Here is a 22,599-nt window from a genome sequence, read left to right as displayed (position 1 = left end):
ATTTATTTTCTAAAAATTTATTCGCAAATCTTCCGCCAAAATCAGCCCATACTTTGCCTGTATTACCATTAGTAGCAGCGCCAAGAGCAAGGTTAGCATACTCTACACCATTTGCTTGTAAGGTTGAGTAATAAGTATGATAATCTCCCGTATTTGCAGAATGGTTAAGTTTTTTTAATACAGTGGGGCTAATGGTTAAGTTTTTTTAATACAGTGGGGCTAAGAGTCATAGATAGTTGTACCTTTAAAGTTGCATAATTTTACTATGTTGAAAAGCTAGATATTAAACTTCGTAAGCTAAGTTCAATAGTATCCCAGTTAGGGAGTTGTTTTCTCGAAAAAGTAACTTGAACTATTATGTCTGAGTTTAAGTGAAATCTTGTGTTGCATGAAGGAAAAGGAACATATATCTCTTTGCTGCATTTAAAGTATCTTTTTTCATTGTTTGGGAAAGGCTTTAAGATGAACTCATTCCCATCTATAGTTGAGTCATATATTTCAAGATCGCCAATTTTTTTTCTACTGTCTTTTATAGTCCAGCTGGCTAACTCATGTTTGATAATTTGAGAAACGCTTTTTGATTGGTTTGATTTTATGAAAATAAAACTGATAAGTTTTCCTTCAGACCACCCTGGTTGCTCGAAAGCGGTTTTATTTCTTTCTGTTTTAGGTTCCATTCTTGGGTATAAAACATGAAAGCTTGGGCTGTATACTCTATCATGACTGATTTTGTTGTAAGACCAGATATAGTTTCTTGGGACCATGAATTTATGGTTGTTTATATCCAATAAGTATTTATTGTTCTTGGTTGAAGGTTTATACCAATTCTCTTTTGTCCAAAAAAATGTGGTATTAATAGCTATAAAAAAAATAAATAGAAAAAAGGAAGTAATGAGTGTAAGGTACAAAAGATGTTTTGTTCTGTTGAAATTCATAGTAACTAATTTACTCATACTTGCTTGGGCTTAGCGATTAAGATTAATAATAGCAAGTCAACATCAGATATAAGTGAACTAAGCAGTTGAGTCCGTCCTAGCAATTTTGTGTTGCTGTTTACTCGATTCCGAAGTTTTTTTAGGTTGACATAACTGCTAATTTATTTATGCAGCCGCTCTGTATTTTAATGAGTCAGTGGGCTCTTGTTTGCCCAAATCTAAACCCGCTAAATGCTTTTTCGAGCGGCGCTCAGGAAGCACACTGATTATTGCAGCGGTAAAGGCTTTCAGTTGCTGTTTTGGTTCATCAGCCGTGACAACTGCTTCTACAGTTTTTATTAGGGCTTCTGTTTTGATTCGCTCAGTCAAACAGCCAACAGGAAGCCCGGGCTGCTTATTTTCAAGGCGGACGGATTGCTCTGGATGTAGCAGTAACATATGGTCGTACAGCAGGCTCATGATCACGCCTCGCGTTGATCCTTCTTCGCCTTGTTGTTTGGCCAATCGGTTCCAGCCAGCATGTTGCTTCCAGTCCTCAATGAAAACCTCAACTAACCATCTCAATGTATAAACCCTAGCAATATCACCATGCCGCCAGGACATGTCGGATGCCACTAGATATCGATAATTTTTTTCTCCCTCATATTTCAAAGCAACCACAAACCGCTTTTTACCATGGGCTTTCACATAAACCCGAGCCGCCAGCATGGTGATTGACTGTGTTTTTTGGCCTCGGATAATTAACTTGGTATCGACGCCTGTTTGGCGTGCAAAGTAATGTGTAAGTCGTACTTTTTTTCCTTGGGAAAGGATTAGTTGATTGGAGCGTAATTGACTCACCACTTGAGCACCACCCGTCGCAATGGAAGCCTTATCCATGAATTCTGCTGTGCTATACAGTGCATCAGCAATGACCGCATTAATCTTTATATCAGAAAATGACAATGAAAATGCTTCAACCATCTCAAGTGCTAAAGCTTGTTTGGTCGGATAATCTGGGTTGGGCTTAGGTTTTTTGGGTCTTTCTTTTCCAGGAATACCCAGCCTCTTTAGGGCTTTATTTTTCTGACGCCAAGCACTTAACGCTGGATCAGGTGTATAAAAGCGAAAAGCAATCGGTAAGGTAGCTACAGGTGTCACCAGTAGCATAAACACTAGCTCTTGCCCTTGAACATAGCCGCCGGATTTTTTATGTTTTATTTTATGCACACCTTTAATACGTCGTGTTCTCTTGGAGCGGACTTTATCACTATCGTCAAAAATGAGTACTCCTCTCGTAATATGATAGTGATTGAGTACTTGTCGGACACTGGCTTGCAACAACAATGACCAGGCAATTTTACTATGGTAAAACATCCAACGTAATTGGTCCTGCTTGAATGCTCCTAAGCTACACCGCTCAAAAACAGCCCAGCAAAATACACCAGTGACACCAATTCCCATCAGCATAATAGTTAACCAGCGACACTGGATACGACTTAATCCAGGAGATTGAAAAGAAACAGTCAAGGTGTCGTTTAGAGTTTGAACAAACTTTATCACATGGGGAATAGGGGTAATCAACACAAGTCGTCATCAAGTCGCTATTGAAATACAAGCGCGATATACTACACCATCACTGGTCTGCAGGTGTCGTGTTGATCGTTCTTTGCTAGGCGAAGAAATGGAGCAATACCTGTAGTCCAGTCTTCTGAATCTCTCTCATCGTGCTAGTCAAGCATTAAAAACTTCGGAATCGAGTGTTTACTAAAAAGCTGCACATTGTAATGGCTCTTTAGCTACTTAACTACCTTTTTTTTAACTAGATATTTAAATAGGTATAAATACCTAGTAATGAGATAGGCTTAATAATAAGCTATTAAGTGGATCAAGGGCTTCATTTGTATAAACAAACCTGAGCCAACTAAGTGAACAACTAATTTATGATTAATCCCACTCCGCCGCTGACTGCTGATCCTTATCCCGTTCATCCACCCAATGTTCACCTTCAGAGGTGATTTCTTTTTTCCAAAAAGGGGCGGTGGTTTTGAGTTTGTCGATTAAAAATTCGCAGGCGGCGAAAGCGGCTTTGCGGTGGGCACTGGCGACGCCGACATAAACGATGGGTTCGCCCAATGATAGCTTACCGATTCGGTGGCAAATAATCGCATCAATAATTGACCAGCGTTGTTTGGCTTCTTCTATTAATTCACTCAAGACTTTTTCTGTCATGCCCGGGAAATGTTCCAGGTAAATTGCGGTGACATCCGGTCGTTCGCTGAAGTCTCTTACTAACCCACAAAAAGTAGCAATTGCGCCGACTTTGGGTGAGTGTGCTCGAAGGGTTTGGTCGAAGGCGGCGATATCAAAAGGGGCTTGCTGAATGCTGATCATGAATCAGCCTCCTGTCACTGGTGGAAATAAAGCCACTTCATCGCCGTCTTTTACAGAGCTATTAAAAGGCACCATGGTTTGGTTGATGGCGGCTTTAAGGTTGGGGTTGGATAGGGTTTGCTGCCAGTTGTCACCACGTTGCTTTAGTTGCTCAATAATCACAGATAGTGACTCAACGTTGTCGTTTAAGTCGATGCTGTCAACAGCTAATTGCTCTCTCAAGCGGCCAAAAAACAGTACTTTAATCATTGTGAATCCTCCGCTTGCCAGTGCCCACTGCGGCCACCTTGTTTTTCGAGAAGCTTAGTTTCTTGAATAACCATCCCTTTATCCACGGCTTTACACATATCATACAAGGTTAAGGTCGCGGCTGAAGCGGCGGCGAGCGCTTCCATTTCTACCCCGGTTTGGCCAGTGACTTTGCACTCGGTGATTACGCGAACATGATTGTGCTCAGGTTCGGGTAGCAGCTGCACTTTGACACTGGTCAGCATGAGAGGATGACAAAGGGGAATGATATCTGAACAACGCTTGGCAGCTTGAATGCCAGCTATACGCGCAACAGCCAGAACATCTCCTTTCTTGTGACTACCTGACATGATCATTGCCAAGGTATCTGGTTGCATGGTGATGATGGATTGAGCCCTTGCTAGTCGATGGGTGGCAGGCTTTTCTGTGATATCAACCATCTGAGCATTACCCTGCTGGTCAATATGGGTTAGTGTTTGGTTCGGTTTTTCCATAAGGATAACTTCTTAAATACATTTGCTATTGAGCTTGTTTTAATACAGCACCGTCCAGGCTGCAAGGGGAACCAAGATAAATAATAAGGGCTAAATTGGTAGTTGCTGATGCAATGACCTGGCTCAACCACAGTTAACACCTGATTCCCTTATTGGGCTACAGGCAAAGTTATAAGAAATGTCGTCTTGTTTTGGGTGTTTAAGCTTGTGTGATTGTAACTCCAAAAGTATTGTTAACTCTTTGATTTAAAATAAAAAAGTGTATAAAAATGTGTAGTCAGAGCAAAATCGATTGGTTGAACTGTGACCTTCTCCCTGGTTCTAGCTGTGTTTTGGTTTGTATTTTAACTATGACTGTGTTCATATATGCCGGCTTTTTGGGTGAATTTTGACCAAGATTTGGGCTGTCAATAATTAAGTGTCTTGTTATAAATGTGATGAATACAAAAAGTGGTTTATATCTAGAGCATAGTTGAGAGAGCGTGTTGCAAAGAAATAACTTTTTTGCAATACGCTTTAGCGGGTTCTAAAGCAAAATAGTTTTTAAATATTATCAAGTTGTTAAGAGTAGTCGAATGAAGTATCAGCCTACCGCTGAAGATCGTCAATCCACGCTAACAGCCCTGCAAGGGATGCTGACTATCGCTGTACTATTACAAGCAGTTGAAGATCCAAAACAGCATGAAGCACTAGTGAAAGAGCTCTCTAGTTTGCCAATCAAACAAGCAACTAAGCAATTTGCACGACAGTTGCAGCTAAGAGCTAAATTAACTGCGGCTAAAACAGAGAAAATTACTGGGTTAGAATTACCGCTGCTGTTTTTATCGACAGAAGGTGAATATTGTTTATTACTTAAGCTAAATGATAAACAAGCATTGATTCAACGGCCCTCTGTAGGTCGTCCAGAAGTAATAGAAATTACTGCACTAGAAGAAATGTGGCAAGGCCAGGTTATTACAGTATCAAGCAAAATTGTTGCTGATGGGGCGAAGCGAAAATTTGATATTAGTTGGTTTATTCCTGAATTTATCCGTCATCGTAAGCTGCTGACTGAAGTCATTATAGCTGCTTTCTTTTTACAAGTGGTGGCTTTGGTGTCGCCTTTGTTTTTCCAGGTAGTGATGGATAAAGTATTGGTACATCAGGCGCTATCTACACTGGATGTGTTAGTTATTGTTTTAGTTGTTGTGGCTATTTTTGAAATTGTACTAAAAGGCTTGCGTGAATATTTATTTGCTCATACCACCACGCGAATTGATGTGCAACTAGGCAGCCAGTTATTTAAGCATTTATTGAATTTACCGCTGATTTACTTTAAATCTCGTAGTGTTGGGGTGACAGTAATGCGGATTCGAGAGTTAGACACTATCCGCGAATTTATCACTGGGGCTGGCCTGACATTATTAGTGGATTTAACCTTTACCATCGTATTTTTTGCGGTGATGTATTATTACTCCTTCTTTTTAGCAACGTTAGTCTTATTGTCAGTGCCACTTTATATTGGTTTATCAGTACTAATTACCAACCCGTTGCAAAGCCGAATCGAAAATTTGTTTCAATGTGGGGCAATTAATAACGCTTTTTTAACGGAAACGGTTAGCGGGGTAGAAACAGTTAAAAGCCTATCGTTAGAGCCTCAACTGCAGCGCCGTTGGGAAAATCAAACCCATGACTATGTCAAAGCCAACTACCAGGTACAATGGTTGCAGGTGCTGACAAGCCAAGGTGTGCAGATGATTCAAAAAGTCACCATGGTGCTGGTCTTATGGTTTGGGGCAAGAATGGTCATTGATCTAGAACTATCCATTGGTCAGTTAATTGCCTTTAATATGATGGCTAATCATGTCAGCCAACCGGTGATTCGTTTAGCAGAATTATGGCAACAGTTTGTTCAGGCCAGGGTATCTGTAGATCGTCTAGGGGACGTGTTAAATACAGTACCAGAGCAAAATAAAGAAAGTGCTCGTTTATTAGAGAAACCCAAAGGGCGCATTGATATTGATAATGTTACTTTCCGTTATCGACCCGACTTGCCGCCGGTTATTAATGAAATGTCACTGACGATTCAGTCTGGGGAGTTAATCGGAGTGGTGGGGCCTTCTGGTTCCGGTAAAAGTACTTTAACTAAACTAATTCAGCGGTTGTATATTCCTGAACGTGGTCGGGTGCTATTAGATGGGCAAGATATTAGACAGTTAGATCCTAACTCGATGCGTAGTCATATTGGTGTTGTATTGCAGGAGAATTATTTATTTAACCGAACGGTACGCGACAATATTGCACTCAGCCAGCCAGCCGCTACGATGGATCAGGTAATGAGAGCAGCAAAATTGGCTGGTGCCCATGAGTTTATTATTGAACTACCTGACGGCTATGACACGGTATTAGCTGAAAATGGTTCTTCTTTATCAGGTGGACAGCGCCAACGAGTTGCCATTGCCCGAGCACTATTAAATAACCCTGCGATATTAATTTTTGATGAGGCCACTAGTGCGCTTGATGATATTTCGCAGGCGGTCATTCAAGAAAATATGGCTGATATTTGTCAAGGGCGTACGGTCATCGTTATTGCTCATCGTTTGTCAACCGTTAAAGCCTGTGATCGAATTATTGCAGTTGATAAAGGGCAAATAGTAGAAGCAGGCAACCATGACCAGCTTATGGCTGCTAATGGTTGTTATGCCAAATTATGGTCAATGCAGCGAGTGTGATTGGGTAGTAAATATGAGTATTGGAAAACATGTAAAAACAGCCGCTGCGGCTTACCAGCAATTAAAAAATGAGCCTGTACCCGTTAAACGGCAGCGACATGAATATGAATTTTTACCTGCTTATTTAGAAGTAACCGATAAGCCGCCCGCACCATTATCTCGCAAAATTGCCTGGGGAATTTGCGGTTTATTGTTTTTAGCTGTGTTATGGGCAAGTTTGGGGCACATTGATATTATTGCCAGTGCCACCGGTAAAGTGATGGTAAGCAGCCGGACAAAAGTAATTCAACCCCTTGAAACAGCCGTTATTTCAGCCATTCATGTGCGCGATGGGCAAAGCGTTAAAAAGGGAGATGTATTAATTGAGCTAAACCCTACCGGTGCTGTAGCAGATACCCAGCGTTTAAAAGAGCAATTGTTATTTGCTCAGTTGGATGCTGCCCGGTTGCGAGCACTATTAAGTGATAACCCTGAGCAACACTTTACTCCACCAAAAGGTGCAATGCTGAACCAAACTGAAGAAGCTAAACAACTAATGATGAGTCAATATGGTGAAAAACAGGCCATTAAAAAAACCTACGCCAGTGAAGTTAAGCAAAACCAGGCTCAGCAAACATCTACACACACAGAGTTGGTTAGTCGTAAAAAAGTATTAAGAAGTATTAAAAAACGATTAGCGGCACAGGACTCGCTGGTTAAACGCGATGCTTTTCCAAAAATTCAATATCTAGAGCTAGAAGAAGAAAAGCTGCAATTGGAAACAGATTTAGCGGTTTTAGATAGTCGATTATTAGAGCTACAAGCAGCGGCAGTCAATATTATTGATCGACGTAATCAGGCGGTCTTTGAGCGTGAGCGCCAATGGCGTCAACAGCTTTCTGAGGCGGAAAAAACTATTTCTCAATCCCAGCAAGAGCTGATTAAAGCAAAAGAGCGAGCCAGATTACAAACCTTGATTGCACCGGTTACGGGGGTAGTTCAGGAGTTGGCTGTACACACCATTGGTGGGGTGGTAAGCCCCGCGCAAACGCTGATGGTAGTGGTGCCGAAAGATGTATTATTAGAAGCTGAAGCGCTCGTGCTAAATAAGGATGTGGGTTTTGTTATTCCTGGTCAGGAAGTGGAAATTAAAATTGATAGTTTTCCCTATACTAAATACGGCACTATTCGGGGTGTTATCAGCAATGTTTCTAAAGATGCAGTGGAAAATGAGCAATTAGGATTAGTTTTCCCTGCCAGGGTAGAAATGGAAACTGATCAAATTATGGTTGATGGGCATGCTATTAACTTAGCGCCAGGGATGACGATTACCGCTGAAATCAAAACGGGTGAGCGTCGAGTTATCGAATATTTGCTTAGCCCCTTGCAAGAATACCAGTCAGAAGCATTAAAGGAGCGGTAATATGCAGCAGGAACAGCAACAAGAGCAGCAGGATACCGCACTGAACCAACTAAAAACCCAGTCTGCTGTTAGTTGTTTAGTTCGGGTGGGCCAGTTATTTGATATTGCTATCGATGCACAACAGTTACAGCATCGTCATGGCAACTATGAATCCGCTTATGATGAGCTGGATATTGCCCGTTGTGCAGGGCGTTATGGGTTTAAGTCTAAATGGCAGACAATTGAAACCAAAACGCTAGAAAAAATACCGGTACCAGCTATTTTATATTGGCAAGGTCATTATTGGGTATTAGAAAAAAATGATGCTGAAAGTAGCAGTTGGCAGCTTTTTAATGGCAAAACACAGCAAACCGTTAATATCAGTGTTAAAGCATTACTGATAATAGAAAAACTGCAAGTGATGTTACTGAATAAGTCTGATGTGGTAAAAGTGAATGCCTTACCCTTTGGCTTTCAGTGGTTCTGGCAGTTTATCAAAAAATATCGCAAGCAATTTCGTGACGTTATGATCGTTTCTATATGCTTGCAGTTATTTGCTTTAGTCACTCCGTTTCTATTTCAAACCGTCATTGATAAGGTGTTGGTGAGTCGTGGCTTATCCAGTTTGCATATATTAGCCATCGGCTTACTGAGTTTGGCTTTATTTGAGCCGATTTTTACCTTTATTCGTTCTATTGTCTTTTCCCACTTGGCCAGCCGAGTAAACTCTGAGCTGACCAGTTATGTCTACCAGCATTTAATTGGGCTTCCGTTAGCTTTTTTCCGTACTCGGCAAACCGGTGAGATCATTGCGCGAATTCGGGAAATGGATCAAGTGCGCAGCTTTATGACAGGTACAGCATTAACCTTAGTGTTGGACTTGCTATTTGTTGGTGTATTTATGGCAGTGATGTTTAGTTATGCGCCATTGTTAGCCTGGTTAGTCATTGGCTCTTTTGTGATTTATGCTGGGTTTTGGTTATGTATTACTCCAAGCTTACGCCAGCGAGTACAGCGGCAGTACGAAAAAAATGCTGATAACACTGCTTTCTTAACTGAAACGGTGACTGGTATTGAAACCATCAAAACCTCTGCAACAGAGTCTCAATTTAATAAGCAGTGGGATGAAAAATTAGCGAATTATGTTAAGTCGGCGTTTAGTACTTCATTACTGGGTAATATTGCTGGACAGGGAATTGGCTTAATTCAAAAGTTATTTTCAGCGCTGCTCTTATGGTTTGGCGTTAAGTTAGTACTGGAAGGTAAGCTAACAGTAGGTGAGCTAGTGGCCTTTAATATGCTGGCTGGTCATGTGACGATGCCGGTTTTGAGACTTGCGCAAGTTTGGCAAGAGTTTCAACAGGCTTCCATATCGTTACGACGGGTTGGTGATATTATGCATCACCCTGCTGAAAATAATATTCAAGCAGGCAAAACATCTCAGCCAACGATTGAAGGTGAAATTGAATTACGCAAAGTGACTTTTCGTTATCATGACGATGCCCCTGAAGCCCTAAGGCGTCTTGATTTAAAAGTAAAAGCCGGGCAAATGATAGGCTTAACTGGTCGTTCTGGTTCGGGTAAAAGTACCATCACCAAGTTGGTTCAACGTTTATATGTGCCACAAAGCGGTCAGGTACTAGTGGATGGAATGGATTTAGCTCTCATAGACCCGGCGCTATTAAGACAAAATACGGGTGTGGTACTGCAAGAAAGCTTTTTATTTAATGGCACTATTCGAGAAAACATTGTAATCAGTAACCCCTCAGCCACGGAAGAGGATATGATTAATGCAGCTAAATTAGCGGGTGCCCATGAATTTATTGGTGAGTTACAAGGAGGGTATGATACACCCGTTGGTGAACGTGGTGGAAACCTGTCTGGTGGTCAGCGGCAACGAGTGGCGATTGCTCGGGCGTTAATCAATGATCCAAAAATACTGATTATGGACGAGGCAACGAGTGCCTTGGATTATGAATCTGAGCAGACTATTTTGGCGAATATGCCTGCAATAGCTAAAGAGCGGACGGTTATAGTCATTGCTCACCGTTTAAATGCTTTACAGCATTGCGACAATATTTTGGTGTTAGATAAAGGTGAAATTGCAGAGCAAGGCACCCATCGCGAATTGGTAAAATCTGATGGTCATTATGCAGAATTATGGAAGCTGCAAACAGCCGGTAATCAGCCGAAGCCAAATACTGCAAATAATCAATCAACAGCAACTCAAGCTTCAGCATTCGGTTTAAATGCTTCATTTAAGTTCTAATCTGCTTGAACTAGGCCGTTCTAAATAGAGCGGCTTTCAATCCTTTATATAATATGCTTTAGCCTTTCTTGCCGCTTTCTCAACTATACTCGACAGTATTACTTTTTATGATTAATGAGAGGGGCATATGATTTGGTTTGTGTTAGCACTTTTAGCTGTGTTGATAGCAATGCTGGTTACCTTATTGAAAGGTGCAGGGAAGTCTCAAGTTGCTATTGAGGTGAGCCACATTATGACTAGAATTGAACGTGCTCGTGAACTAAGTAACGAGGAAAAAGCCAAGCAGGAGGCTGAAAAATTAAAGCAATTGCTGGATCGAGAAGGATTGAGAGGAGGGATATTTGACCGAGCACGTGAGTTAATTAATGAGGTGTTAAGTTAAGTAGCAAAAGTCTCATTATATAGGAATGCATATTCAAAACCGTAAGCTTGTCATAAGCCTTCTAGGCAAAGTTTTAATAATTTCTGATTAGTTGTTTTATAAATTAATATACTCGATTACAGGTATTAAATTTAGTTTCGTATCTGTGGTTTGTTTCGCGACGGGTTAGTGTCTGCTTCGTTAGGGTATGGTCATTCTATGACCTGACCCATGAGCGAAACAACAATGAGACAAAAAAATAAAAAGTCACCTATCACTATGCTGCTTTCGGCTGCTTTGATTTCTCAAGCTGCTGCAACTGCTATAAGTGTGTCGGCGACTGAAACACTCTTCTCTCCTATTAATCAGAGCTATCAAGAAAACTCTATTTCGAAGTTAGAAGCAGAATATATACAGGCTCAACGAGAAGTTGATCTGCAGCTTGATACTGTTAACGGAAAAATAGTTTTTCCAGAACAAACAACGCTTAATTTATTTTCAGGAGAATCATTTAACTTACAAGTGAAACGACGGGAGCAGTCGACTACTAATAACGTAGAAATCATTTATGGATATGTGTTTGATAGTGGTTTCGATCATATTAAAAATTATAGTAATGTGATTTTTACAATTAATCATGATACCAATAAGCTAACAGGCTTGATTGAAACTGAATATGACAGTTATTTAATACGGCCAAATGAAAATGGTCGATACACAATCATCAAGCAGCAAATGCCAGAAATGCTAGATCAGCATGTACTACCTGCTCAAGACTGGCAAGTGGCTGAGTTCAAAGGTAGGAGTAAAACGGCTAAAGGAGAAACCGACAAAAAAGGTAATTTTATTATCGATGTATATCTTGGTTTTTCCAAGCAGGCAGCAACCAAAGTGGGTGATCCTAAAGCAGAGGCAGAAAAGTATGTGGCTTCTGTGAATAGCGGTCTGAAAAACTCAGGCGTTAATAATATTAAGTTAAGGCTAGTAGGGATTGGTATAACCGATCAAAATCCAGGTATTATCAGTAAAGTGTTAGGGCAGGTAGAAAAGTGGTTTGCTGCTGATATAGAAAAGTATGCGCCTGACTTAGTGGGTGTTGTACAAATGCCAACTAAGGCACCAAATAGTGCAGCAGGGTGGGCTGGAGTAACAGGGTATACCCAAGTAGTTGGTGCTCCATGGCCTAATGCCTGGCGTCATGAGGTAGGCCATAACGTAGGGGGCTGGCACTGTTATGAGGCAGATAAAGCGAAACGGTGGCCGTACGCGTTTGGTTATAATAACGGTAAAACCCGTACTCATATGTGTGGAAACTCTTCCAACTTTTTTTCAAACCCTAATATTAAAGATGCTAATGGATTACCACTTGGTGATAAAAACACGGCAAACTTAACTCGCTTATGGAAAGAACGTGCGGCAGAAATATCGAGCAAACGCAAGCATACTGTTCCTTTTCCAGATGATATTAATAATCCAAAACCTGATCCTAAGCCGGATCCAAAACCAGATCCTAAGCCAGATCCTAAGCCAGATCCTAAGCCAGATCCTAAGCCAGATCCAAAACCCGATCCTAAGCCGGATCCAAAACCCGATCCTAAGCCAGATCCAAAACCCGATCCAAAACCTGATCCAAAACCTGATCCAAAACCTGATCCAAAACCTGATCCAAAACCTGATCCTAAGCCAGATCCTAAGCCAGATCCTAAGCCAGATCCTAAGCCGGATCCTATGTGTAAAAAGCCTGATTTGGTGAAGGATAATTTAATTAGAGAACCAGACTTTAATGGGCTTAAACCTTGGAAGCGATTTTATACCAAGTCAATTAAGCATGCTGTTGAGCAAATGAAAAAAGACTGTGGGTTGGATAATTGGCTTAAAGTGACTGACCGTAAACAATATTATGATGGAGCATTACAAAAACTAGCGAAACCATTAGAGGAAAATAAAGAGTACCTGTTTAGTGCTAAGGTAAAACTCCCTAAGGGTGCTAAAAAAGATTTAGCAATGGTGACTTTATTATTGAAAAATGATTTAGGTGCTTACTATTACCAGTATTTAGCCATTAACCAGGTAGATGAAAATGTGAAGGAGCTGAAAAAACAATTTAAAGTTAATGCGTTAGGTAAAATAACAGCTGCTTATATTGTCTTATTTGGTCCAAAAGCCGATAAAGCATTGTTGATTGATGAGGTGAAAATTTCTCCAGTCAATGATAAGCCTAATCCAGACCCGGATCCGAAACCTGATGATAACCAGGTGTTTGAGCACAACTTTGAAAATGATTTAAATGGGTGGCAGTCTGCATTCAAAATGGGCAAGCTTGAGCGTACGAATAAAATGAGTCAGCAAGGCCAATGGAGTGTTCAAGTAACCGATCGTAACCATTGGTATGCAGGCCTATCATTGAAAACGAACGATACTTTAAAAGCAAATACCGATTATAAGCTTTCACTATCAGCAAGCTTGGGAGAGGAAGCGAAATTTGGTCAAATGCTGGATGTACAGTTATTTTATGTAGATGACGATGGTTACCATTGGCAGCGTATAAATAACATGAAGCTTCCTAAAGGAGACAAATGGTACGAGCTAGCAGCCGATTTTAATTTAAAACCAAAAGGAAAACTAAAAACGGCGGAATTGTATATTTTTGGTCCTGAACCAAAAGTTGACTTTTATGTTGATAGTATTAAGTTAGAGAAAAAATAATTATAAACCTCCTCATGAAGAGTATGTAGCCAAATCGAATGGTTTTTAGGGAACTAGCTTATTACTGTAAAGCTAGCGATAGCAGCACTAACTGAAATAAACAGTGCTAGCTTGGCCGTCGAGTGATGAGTCCCATGAGTTTATGTATTTATCAATGATTGGGCGAAGACTGTTTATTGCTCCTGCATAAACTGCATTCACACCATCTTTGGTGCTTAACGACGACAGCAAACCCTAAAAAACATTCGAGAAGGCTATAGCTGGCTATGGATGGCTATATCGCCCAAATATTTCTCTGGGTATTAGATGCTCTTAAGATTATTCCTCCCCCCTCATTCTTTTCTTGTGTCTTCAATATTCTTTGTTATCAGTATTAGTTACAATATCTGAATTAATTAAAGTATACGAAGAATAATGGGTAAGTGAATGGATACAAGGGTGCAAAAACTCTATAAGCCGCAACACTTTAACTGGAGCCAGCAACAAGGGATAGTGGATGATGCCTGGCAATTTTACGATGAGAATGGCTTTCTCATAATTCATGAATTTATCACTAAACAAATTTGCCAGCAATTAATGGATCAAGCAGGAGCTATAGTATACAACCACTGCCAACAGGAATATCAACAACACAAAAATAGTGATGAAGAACAACCAGTAGTATTTTCAACCAGGCAGCGTCAGCATGATAAATCACGCTATTTTATCGAGTCTGCCAATGATATTCGCTGTTTTTATGAAGAGTTAGCGATTGCTGATGATGGTAGTTTAACTGGAGAGAAGCCGTATACAATTAATAAAATAGGTCATGCTTTACATCGATTTGATCCGGTATTTAAGCAATTTGTAGAAAGCCGCCAATTAAATCAGTTAATAGATCAACTGCCTTTGTCAGCACCTAGCATTATTCAGTCAATGATTATTTTTAAACAACCCTATATTGGAGGCGAAGTTAACTGTCATCAAGATGCAACATTTCTTTATACAGAGCCAACTAGTGTGGTAGGACTTTGGTTAGCCTTGGAAGATGCCACCATTGAAAATGGCTGTTTATACGCAATTCCTGGTGGCCATAAACAAGGGCTTACTCAGCGTTATTGTAATCAAAATGGCGAGATGCATATGGTTGACATACAAAAGCTTGAGTGGGATATCAGTACGGCCATTCCTTTAGAAGTAAAACAAGGGAGTTTGATAGTATTAAATGGCTTATTGCCGCATTTTAGTGAGCAAAATTATTCCAGTCGATCTCGTCAAGCATTGACACTGCATATAATTGATAAAGCGTGTCACTATTTAGAAGATAACTGGTTGCAGGTAAATAATTAATTACAGTAGTAATCCCACATTAGTCTTCTTATTAGAACTCAAATAGTTTTCATGTTAGGCTATGTTACCTCATAGCCTAACCAAAATTATTGAGAAATCAGTTTGAATACGACAAAACATGGCAATGAGTTAGCAGTTGAACTTTCTCAGGTAAGTGTAAAATATCAGCAGCTTGAGGTGTTTAATCAACTTGATTTTACGCTTCCTCAACAACAAATTACAGCCGTGGTAGGTGAAAGTGGTTGTGGTAAGTCTACTCTACTAAAACTTATTAATGGGCTAGTTCCTCCTATTTCTGGTTCTATTCGACTTCATGGTCATCCTCAAACTCATCCTTTTAATACAACAGCTCGACGAGGCATTGGCTATGCTGTTCAGCAAATAGGCTTATTTCCTCATTTGAGTGCTTACGAGAATATTGCTTTATTAGCAAAGCTAGATGACTGGCAACAGCAAGCTATTGAACAGCGAGTGTCTTATCTTGCAGAGTGTATGGGGCTACCCTCTACATTATTACAGCGCTATCCCCATCAATTGTCGGGTGGACAGGCACAGCGGGTGGGCCTGTGTCGGTCACTTATGGTAAAGCCTAGGATTTTGTTGTTGGATGAAGCGTTTTCAGCTGTTGACCCAATTACTCGTAAAGAAGTGCATGAACGGTTTTTGCAATTGCATCAAGAAGAACCTAGAGCGGTATTGTTAGTCACCCATGACATGCGAGAAGCCGTGAAAATAGCTGATAACATTGCGGTGATGCACGAAGGGGAGATTGTGCAGCACGGAGCAGTGGATACTGTTATGGATCAGCCTGCAAATGACTATATAGCACGTCTTATTAAGGATCATATTTAATATGCGGTTACTGTTTTTAGTTAGTTTATTTTGGGTAAGTCAGTGGGCACTTGGAACTACTAATAATGCTAATACGACAATAACGGTAGGAAGTAAGGCATTTAATGAGGGCTATTTACTAGGGGAGCTGGTCGCTCAAAAGTTGGAGATAGATGGTTTTAACGTAGAGCGTAAACTGGGGCTGGGAAAAACAATTATTACATATGGGGCATTACGTTATGGGGATATTGATGTTTATGTTGAGTATACTGGTACCTTAGCTCAAGCAATCTTTAAGTTGAAAAATACACCCTCCATTGAGCAGCTTAATGAGCTAGCCAAGCAACATGAATTAAAGGTGCTGCGAAGTTTAGGGTTTAATAATACCTATGCGTTAGTGATGGATAAAGCTAAGGCGAGTAAACTAGAAATTAAAACGTTAGCTGATTTAGCTAAACATCCTCAATTGAAATTTGGCCTGACCCACGAGTTTATTAAACGAGAAGATGGCTGGGAAAAGCTAGCTATCCATTATCAGTTAAATCATCAGCCGGTTGGAATTGAACATGGCTTGGCTTATGAAGCAATTCAGGCTGAGAAAATTGATATTACCGATGCATATTCCACTGATGGTGATATTGATAAATTCAACCTGCTGCTGCTGGAAGATAATGATGACTATTTTCCTCGTTATGATGCTGTGCCATTGGTAAGAGCCAATGCAGATCCTGCCATGGTGAAAAGCTTAGAGGCGTTAGCTGGTATTCTTGATGAAGCAACTATGCAGCGTTTAAACGGTGAGGTAGTTAATCAGGGCAAAACCTTTGCTGAAGTTGCTCACCAGTTTTTAGTTAGCCAAGGGTTGAAGAAAAAAACTGAAATACAACTAGTAGGGCCCTGGCAGCAGTTACCAGAAAATATATTGCAACACTTGAAACTAACATTAATTGCGCTAATAGCTGCATGTGTTTTAGGTATTCCCCTAAGCATTTATTGCTATCGTAATAGAACAATCAGCCGAGTGGTTATTTATACGACAGGGCTATTACAAACAATTCCTTCTATTGCGTTATTGGCACTATTTATTCCATTATTTGGTATTGGTTGGTTACCGGCAGTTGTAGCGTTATTTTTATATTCGTTAATGCCTATTGTTCGAAGTACTACAACGGCTTTACTGACCATTGATCCAGTGCTAAAACAGGTAGCAGTAGGAATGGGGCTAACCCATAAAGAACAACTGCGAAAAATCTATTTACCCTTGGCTTTACCTGCAATGTTTACTGGTATTAAGACCGCGGCAGTAATAAATATTGGTACTGCAACTTTAGCGGCTTTTATTGGTGCTGGAGGATTAGGAGAGCCGATAGTGACCGGATTAGCGCTTAATGACTTTCAATTGGTGTTATATGGTGCGGTACCCGCTGCATTGCTTGCGGTGATAACTGAGTTGTTTTTTGAGTTAGTAGAAATCCGCTGGATACCAGCTCACTTAAGGGATCAGTGGAAGTGACAGTAATGGAGTCAAGGTAAGTTCTTTCTCCTCTGGAGGTTGTCGCGAAAGGTAGCGGATATGGGGTGACAGGGTGTTCTGTATCTAAGGCATGGATGCCTTATTAGCTCTTGATGGGCTAGGGATGGCACTTCAAGAGCGGTGGAAGAATATCCTGTTATTCCATATCGGACACTAGACTTATTTTCAACACCCCTTTTGCGACAGCCTCAAAGGGGGGAAGCAGCTTTCTCGACAAAGTCTTCAAAGGAGAAAGGAGTCAATATTAACCTTGACGGATACCTTCAATAGATAAAATCAGCTCAACCTCTTGAGCAGCTGGCCCAAGGTCTTTTTTGATATTAAAGTCTTTAAGTTTAAAGGAAGTGGAACCCTGGAACCCTTGGCGATAACCACCCCATGGGTCTTTTCCTCCACCTATAGCAGTTACATCAATACTGACCTCTTTAGTCACCCCATGTAGGGTTAAGTCGCCCACTAACACCGCTTTACCATCAGCTTTTGGCATGACTTTTTTACTGATAAAGGTAGCTTTTGGATATTTTTTTACATCTAAAAAGTCATCGCTACGTAAGTGCTTGTCTCGCTCAGCATGGTTAGAGTCAACACTAGCAGTATCAATAGTTACATTTACTTTGGTAGCTTCAGGCTTTTTCTCATCGTAGCTGAAAGATCCTTCAAAGGTATTGAAGCGGCCATATAACCAGCTATAGCCGAGGTGTTTGACTCTAAATTGAATAAACGCATGAGCGCCTTTGGTATCAATCTGGTAATCTGCTGCCCATAACTGACTTGAGGCTAGTAGGATAAATCCCATAAATATGCCAGCTACTTTGTTTAATTGCATTTATTGCTCCTATTTGTTGTGTGTTTATGGTTTATTTGTTGTAAGGAATGTGTTGTATAACAATTATTTTTTTACGGTCCCTAACATTCGTCGTAATGTATCATCTTTGTCAAGCAAGTGGTGTTTAATTGCTGCTAGCCCATGCAGGGCTGCTAAGCCTATTAATGTAAAGGCCAAGTAATAATGTATAGTACCTGCGTAGCTTTCCAGCTGGTCAATGTCTGTAATCAGTGCAGGGACTTCAAACCAGCCAAAGACACTTACTGGTCGGCCATCAGCTGTTGAAATTAGGTAACCACTGAAAATAACCAGCAAGATTAGTAAATAAAGCATTATATGGGTTAAGTGGGCAAGTGTTCGTTCCCAATTTTTATGGTTTTCTAGAGGCTTTGGGGAGAAAGTAAAGAGTCTCCATGCCGTACGGAAGAGCAGTACAACTAGAAGTAGCAGACCAATGCTTTTGTGTAAATCTGGGCCCTGTTTATACCAGGGGTCATAATAGTCAAGCTCCACCATATACAAGCCTAACGCAAACAGGACAATAATCGTCAAGGCTGTTAACCAGTGAAGCAGAATACTCACTAAACCATATTGTTGCTGGGTGTTTTTTAGATGCATTGATGTAAAAGCCTACCGCACTGAAACCATTGTTGTACTTCGGCTATAACAATAGCCAAAGTGTTCAGAATCTTCGATAGTTGATCAAATATTTGAGTTAGCTTATTACAGATAACAGTAACATAGGCTATAAAATTCTGAATAAGTTCATCAAAAAAACTGATGAATTTTTTGTGTTAATGCTTGTCATTGAATAATGGTTTGGCTGAGTAAACACTCATTGCTGTAGGGGGAACCACTCTGCAGTAGCAGTCCAGAGTGGTATAGAAAAGAAGTGCTGGGACAAAAGTTGTATATTTTATTTACAATAAATTCAAAAGCCAAATGTGTAGACTTTGTTAGGGTTTTACTGTGCTAAAGTGCAGTTGTGTTCTTGTTATTGAAACAACGTTGCAGGTGCATCACTAGCCAGTTTATTTAGTAAATGACTTGTAGCATCCCATTCTGGTATCGCCAATTAGTGAGTTGATAGTGATTGGCCCATTTTTTTATCAGTGCCTTGAAACGACCGTTTTTTTTCAAGGTACCTAATGCTAGCTGCCAGCGTTTGACTAATTGAGGGGAGGTCTTTTGAGATGTACCAATAAACAGTTGAAACTTATAGAGTTCATACACGGGCTTGATGGCGTCGATTGAATAACCTGCTTCTCGAATAATAAATGGTATATCTAGGTCTGTTTGAACTAATAAGGCTGCTCTATTTATGAACAGCTTTTGCACCGCTTGACTCCATCTAGGGCTGCTACTGAGATTGGTAAAGCCTTGGCTTTTTAAGAACTGCTCTTTTGAGTCATCAATTACAGTTGCTATATTGCTAACCGCTTTTGCATCATCCAGTGAGTTAATGGTGATTTGAGCTTGTTGGGTGCTATATAAAACTGCTTTTTTTTCTGCCAGTGGACCAATCCACTGAAATAGCTGCTCTCGTTGCTTGGTTCGGCCCATACTAAATAGAAATACATTTTCGCCATGAAGTGTATATTGGTAGGCCCTTGCCCAAGGCAGTAATACGATGGGTGCCGTGGTATTGTCAGTAAGAATAAGTATTTCTCTAACAATATCTGTGGCAAAGCCTGATACCTGAGCACCGGCCGCAGATTCTTTGCTTGACCCAATGGAAAAGTTGAGCGGGGGCTCTTCAGTTGTGTATATCTTGATAATAGGTGCAGCCAAGCAAGTTAGGTTGAAAGTATGCCAGTGTATTATCATTAATATCAACAGGAACTTAATCATCGAACTTAGCAGGCTCACTTTTGCTGATAGTAGAAGAGCGAGTAAATACTTCGACAAAGGGTTATTCCGTCAGTAGTTTGTTAATAAAAATAGCGGGTTTATATAAATATCTATGTAAGTGTAGACTCACTTTAAGGAGTTTGAATGCATATCAGTGATCAGTTTGATGGTGGAAATATAACGGTTGTTTCCTTAGAAGATGCTGACAATATCCAGCTGGAAATCAAAAAAGATAATCAGTCTGATTTTTATCAGTGGTTTTATTTTAGGTTTGTTGGAGAGGTGGGCAAAAAGTACCAGTTTCATATTACCAATGCAGTAGGTGCTGCCTATGCAGAAGGGTGGGACGGTTATCAAGTGCTTGCCAGTTATGACCGAGAAAACTGGTTTCGGATGCCTACTCGATATGAAAATGGTGTGTTATCAGTCAATTTTGGGCTGGAAGAAGCAAGCCTGTTTTTTGCCTATTTTGAACCCTATTCCTATGAAAGACACCTGGACTTACTGCAAGCAGCCATGGTAGATGAACGGGTATCGATGCACCTGCTAGGGCAGACGCTGGATGGCAGGGATATTAATATGTTGCAAGTAGGAGAAGCGACAGCCTCTTATAAGGTTTGGCTAATTGCTCGGCAACACCCTGGAGAAACCATGGCTGAGTGGCTTATTGAAGGAACCCTGGAAGCCCTATTAAACCCTAATCTGGGGGTGGCCAGGCAGTTGCTCAAGCAAACCGTATTTTATATTGTGCCGAATATGAATCCTGATGGTAGTGTAAGAGGGCATTTACGAACCAATGCAGCAGGTATTAATTTAAACAGGGAGTGGCAGAGCCCATCTCTAGAAAAAAGTCCCGAAGTATTTTTAGTTCGAAAAAAAATGCATGAGATAGGGGGAGATATCTTTTTAGATATCCATGGTGATGAAGTATTGCCCTATAACTTTGTTGTAACAGCAGAAGGCATTCCTAATTATAGTGACTATATCGCTAACTTAGAGCAGCGGTTTAAAGATGTGTTTTTACAGCTAACCCCTGAATTTCAAGTAGAGCATGGTTACCCTGTTGACCAGCCAGGTCAAGCGAACCTATCAATGGCTGCTAGTTACTTAGCCAATCACTTTCAAACGTTATCAATGACGTTGGAAATGCCGTTTAAGGATAACCAGCTATTGGCAGACCCCCTAACAGGGTGGTCAGCAGAGCGTTCCAAACAGCTAGGTAAAGATATTTTAATTCCAATCTGGCAGACATTGGATCTAATAGAAAAATAGTGGCTTTACTTGCTTGATAGCCAGCAGTTGCTGGCTTTTGAAACTGTATATTGAAAGTTTACACAGCTTACTTTTGTGTGCACTGACCACGTAGGTCTTCAGGCATTTCAGAGTCAGCAATCATCTGACGTTCTTCAATAGTTAATGCTTCGTGGTTACAGTAGCGTTCCCACAGGCGGCGTAGCTTATCCGCCTCAGTATCAACAGGTGTTGGCTCAACAGGCTCAACTTGGGTGCTAACAGGCTCAGTGGATTCGCTATGAGTATCAGTGGTTGTTTGGTTGCTGCCACAAGCCGTTAATAATGCAATTGAAAGAATCGGTAGTAAGTGTTTCATTAATGCTCCTTTAACTATCAGAGGTTGAGGCAAAAAGATCACGCATTGTAAATCCAGAGTATGGGTGAGGCTTGGCAACAACCGTCTTCGATTTGCTACTTTTGGGCACCTATTGTTTTCGGCGTCTACTGTTGTGCTTATATTGTTTTATATTGGCTGGCGCATCATAGCTTGGAATTATTCTATCACTCAAGGCTATCTGGTTGCGGAATATACGCATAGGTGATCTTAGTCATTATTTTCGAGAGGTAGGTAACAATTAAGATTGTTTATTGCTCATTAAGTTATGGTTCACTCTTTGGATAAGGTTGGAAGCAATGTTTCAACAGGTTGCGGTATACTCAATAAATTAATCTGATGCAGTGATAGCGTAGGAATATGTCAATTTATTTTATTTTGGTTGAGCCAAAACGTCCTGAAAATGTTGGAGCGGCCGCAAGAGCATTAAAAACCATGGGGTTTGATGGATTACGGATAGTTAATAGCCAGGCACACTTGGCTCCAGAGGCCCAGTGGACTGCTCATGGTGCAAAAGAAGTGCTGGCAACGGTGCAACATTTTAGCCAGTTGCATGAAGCTATTGCGGACCTAGATTTTACTGTGGCCACTACAGTGAAAAAACGCAGCACTAAACGTCATTATTATACGCCTGAAGAAGTTAACCAGCTGATTGAGGTAAAAGGAGCAACTGTTAAGTCAGTAGGGATTGTGTTTGGGCGGGAAGAAAGTGGTTTAACTTCAGAAGAAGTACAACACTGTGATATTGCCAGTAGTATTCCGCTAGCTAATCCTCAGCCATCACTAAACCTTGGTCAAAGCGTCATGCTTTATGCCTATATTTTGTCTAAAGTGGCAGTTGAGCATAATCTTGAATTATCTGCGCCTGAAGGTCAAATGAAAGCACTAAAAGCGAAGTTAGCTCTGGTATTTGAACATTTGGCAATTTCTCCTACTGCGATGGAGTATCGTTGGGCAATGGAAAGGTTAGGTGCACTGGCGGAAAAAGATATCCACTTTTTACATACTTTTTCTAGTGATATATTAAAGCAGTTTGATGGCGATGAGAGTATACAACGATTGTTGGTCGCAAAGCCTAAAACCCAGTCATGAAGAGGATAAGGGGAAGGTGAGCCCCATTAG

Annotated in this window: 19 protein-coding genes; 10 read left to right on the top strand and 9 right to left on the bottom strand. The window is 40.6% G+C overall.

Annotated elements, in window-relative coordinates:
* Window positions 1-263: 263 nt before the first annotated feature.
* The 5 genes from OQE68_RS03985 to moaC form a co-directional block, all read right to left on the bottom strand.
* Window positions 264-953 (bottom strand): hypothetical protein, encoded by a 690-nt coding sequence (locus OQE68_RS03985; protein ID WP_180571705.1) that lies wholly within the window; start codon window positions 951-953, stop codon window positions 264-266.
* A 147-nt stretch (window positions 954-1,100) separates the two neighbouring features.
* Complete coding sequence (locus OQE68_RS03980; RefSeq protein ID WP_266195417.1) at window positions 1,101-2,501, bottom strand: transposase; 1,401 nt, start codon at window positions 2,499-2,501, stop codon at window positions 1,101-1,103.
* 360 nt (window positions 2,502-2,861) lie between these two features.
* Window positions 2,862-3,308, bottom strand: coding sequence for a molybdenum cofactor biosynthesis protein MoaE (locus OQE68_RS03975; RefSeq protein ID WP_180570939.1), 447 nt, complete (start codon window positions 3,306-3,308; stop codon window positions 2,862-2,864).
* A gap of 3 nt (window positions 3,309-3,311) precedes the next feature.
* Window positions 3,312-3,557: a molybdopterin converting factor subunit 1 gene (gene moaD / locus OQE68_RS03970; protein ID WP_180570938.1), complete on the bottom strand. Its 246-nt coding sequence runs from the start codon at window positions 3,555-3,557 to the stop codon at window positions 3,312-3,314.
* Complete coding sequence (moaC, locus tag OQE68_RS03965) at window positions 3,554-4,051, bottom strand: cyclic pyranopterin monophosphate synthase MoaC (protein ID WP_180570937.1); 498 nt, start codon at window positions 4,049-4,051, stop codon at window positions 3,554-3,556. Before moaC ends, moaD begins: the two co-directional genes overlap by 4 nt.
* Before the next feature lie 575 nt (window positions 4,052-4,626).
* Here moaC and OQE68_RS03960 point away from each other — a divergent pair.
* The 8 genes from OQE68_RS03960 to OQE68_RS03925 all read left to right on the top strand — a co-directional run bounded on the left by OQE68_RS03960 (window position 4,627) and on the right by OQE68_RS03925 (window position 17,152).
* Window positions 4,627-6,762, top strand: coding sequence for a type I secretion system permease/ATPase (locus OQE68_RS03960; protein WP_219340191.1), 2,136 nt, complete (start codon window positions 4,627-4,629; stop codon window positions 6,760-6,762).
* Between the two features lie 13 nt (window positions 6,763-6,775).
* Window positions 6,776-8,164 (top strand): HlyD family type I secretion periplasmic adaptor subunit, encoded by a 1,389-nt coding sequence (locus OQE68_RS03955; protein ID WP_180570936.1) that lies wholly within the window; start codon window positions 6,776-6,778, stop codon window positions 8,162-8,164.
* Window position 8,165: 1 nt separating this feature from the next.
* Window positions 8,166-10,412, top strand: a complete 2,247-nt coding sequence (locus OQE68_RS03950; RefSeq protein ID WP_180570935.1) for a type I secretion system permease/ATPase — start codon at window positions 8,166-8,168, stop codon at window positions 10,410-10,412.
* Window positions 10,413-10,539: 127 nt separating this feature from the next.
* Window positions 10,540-10,794, top strand: coding sequence for a hypothetical protein (locus OQE68_RS03945; RefSeq protein ID WP_180570934.1), 255 nt, complete (start codon window positions 10,540-10,542; stop codon window positions 10,792-10,794).
* A gap of 225 nt (window positions 10,795-11,019) precedes the next feature.
* Entirely contained in the window at window positions 11,020-13,479 is a 2,460-nt protein-coding gene (locus tag OQE68_RS03940) for a carbohydrate binding domain-containing protein (RefSeq protein WP_180570933.1), read from the top strand.
* A gap of 426 nt (window positions 13,480-13,905) precedes the next feature.
* Complete coding sequence (locus OQE68_RS03935) at window positions 13,906-14,808, top strand: phytanoyl-CoA dioxygenase family protein (protein ID WP_180570932.1); 903 nt, start codon at window positions 13,906-13,908, stop codon at window positions 14,806-14,808.
* 102 nt (window positions 14,809-14,910) lie between these two features.
* Window positions 14,911-15,660: an ATP-binding cassette domain-containing protein gene (locus OQE68_RS03930; RefSeq protein ID WP_180570931.1), complete on the top strand. Its 750-nt coding sequence runs from the start codon at window positions 14,911-14,913 to the stop codon at window positions 15,658-15,660.
* A 1-nt stretch (window position 15,661) separates the two neighbouring features.
* Complete coding sequence (locus OQE68_RS03925; protein WP_180570930.1) at window positions 15,662-17,152, top strand: glycine betaine ABC transporter substrate-binding protein; 1,491 nt, start codon at window positions 15,662-15,664, stop codon at window positions 17,150-17,152.
* A 265-nt stretch (window positions 17,153-17,417) separates the two neighbouring features.
* Here OQE68_RS03925 and OQE68_RS03920 read toward each other — a convergent pair whose 3' ends face one another.
* The 3 genes from OQE68_RS03920 to OQE68_RS03910 form a co-directional block, all read right to left on the bottom strand.
* A complete protein-coding gene (locus OQE68_RS03920; RefSeq protein ID WP_180570929.1) occupies window positions 17,418-17,999 on the bottom strand; it encodes a YceI family protein in 582 nt (193 codons plus the stop codon).
* 63 nt (window positions 18,000-18,062) lie between these two features.
* Window positions 18,063-18,617, bottom strand: a complete 555-nt coding sequence (locus OQE68_RS03915) for a cytochrome b (RefSeq protein ID WP_180570928.1) — start codon at window positions 18,615-18,617, stop codon at window positions 18,063-18,065.
* Window positions 18,618-19,034: 417 nt separating this feature from the next.
* Window positions 19,035-19,826: a substrate-binding periplasmic protein gene (locus OQE68_RS03910; RefSeq protein ID WP_180570927.1), complete on the bottom strand. Its 792-nt coding sequence runs from the start codon at window positions 19,824-19,826 to the stop codon at window positions 19,035-19,037.
* A 168-nt stretch (window positions 19,827-19,994) separates the two neighbouring features.
* On the opposite strand from OQE68_RS03910, the gene OQE68_RS03905 reads away from it, so the two are divergent.
* On the top strand, window positions 19,995-21,122 hold the full coding sequence (locus OQE68_RS03905; RefSeq protein ID WP_180570926.1) for a M14 family metallopeptidase: 1,128 nt from the start codon (window positions 19,995-19,997) through the stop codon (window positions 21,120-21,122).
* 67 nt (window positions 21,123-21,189) lie between these two features.
* Here the strand turns inward: OQE68_RS03905 and OQE68_RS03900 are convergent, their stop codons facing one another.
* Complete coding sequence (locus tag OQE68_RS03900) at window positions 21,190-21,459, bottom strand: hypothetical protein (RefSeq protein ID WP_180570925.1); 270 nt, start codon at window positions 21,457-21,459, stop codon at window positions 21,190-21,192.
* Window positions 21,460-21,837: 378 nt separating this feature from the next.
* On the opposite strand from OQE68_RS03900, the gene OQE68_RS03895 reads away from it, so the two are divergent.
* Window positions 21,838-22,569: a tRNA/rRNA methyltransferase gene (locus OQE68_RS03895; RefSeq protein ID WP_180570924.1), complete on the top strand. Its 732-nt coding sequence runs from the start codon at window positions 21,838-21,840 to the stop codon at window positions 22,567-22,569.
* Window positions 22,570-22,599 lie beyond the last annotated feature (30 nt).

This window comes from Spartinivicinus marinus (assembly GCF_026309355.1).
Taxonomy (GTDB): domain Bacteria; phylum Pseudomonadota; class Gammaproteobacteria; order Pseudomonadales; family Zooshikellaceae; genus Spartinivicinus; species Spartinivicinus marinus.
Note: the sequence above shows the minus strand (reverse complement) of the source record. Positions and strands in the feature narration are given on the sequence as shown.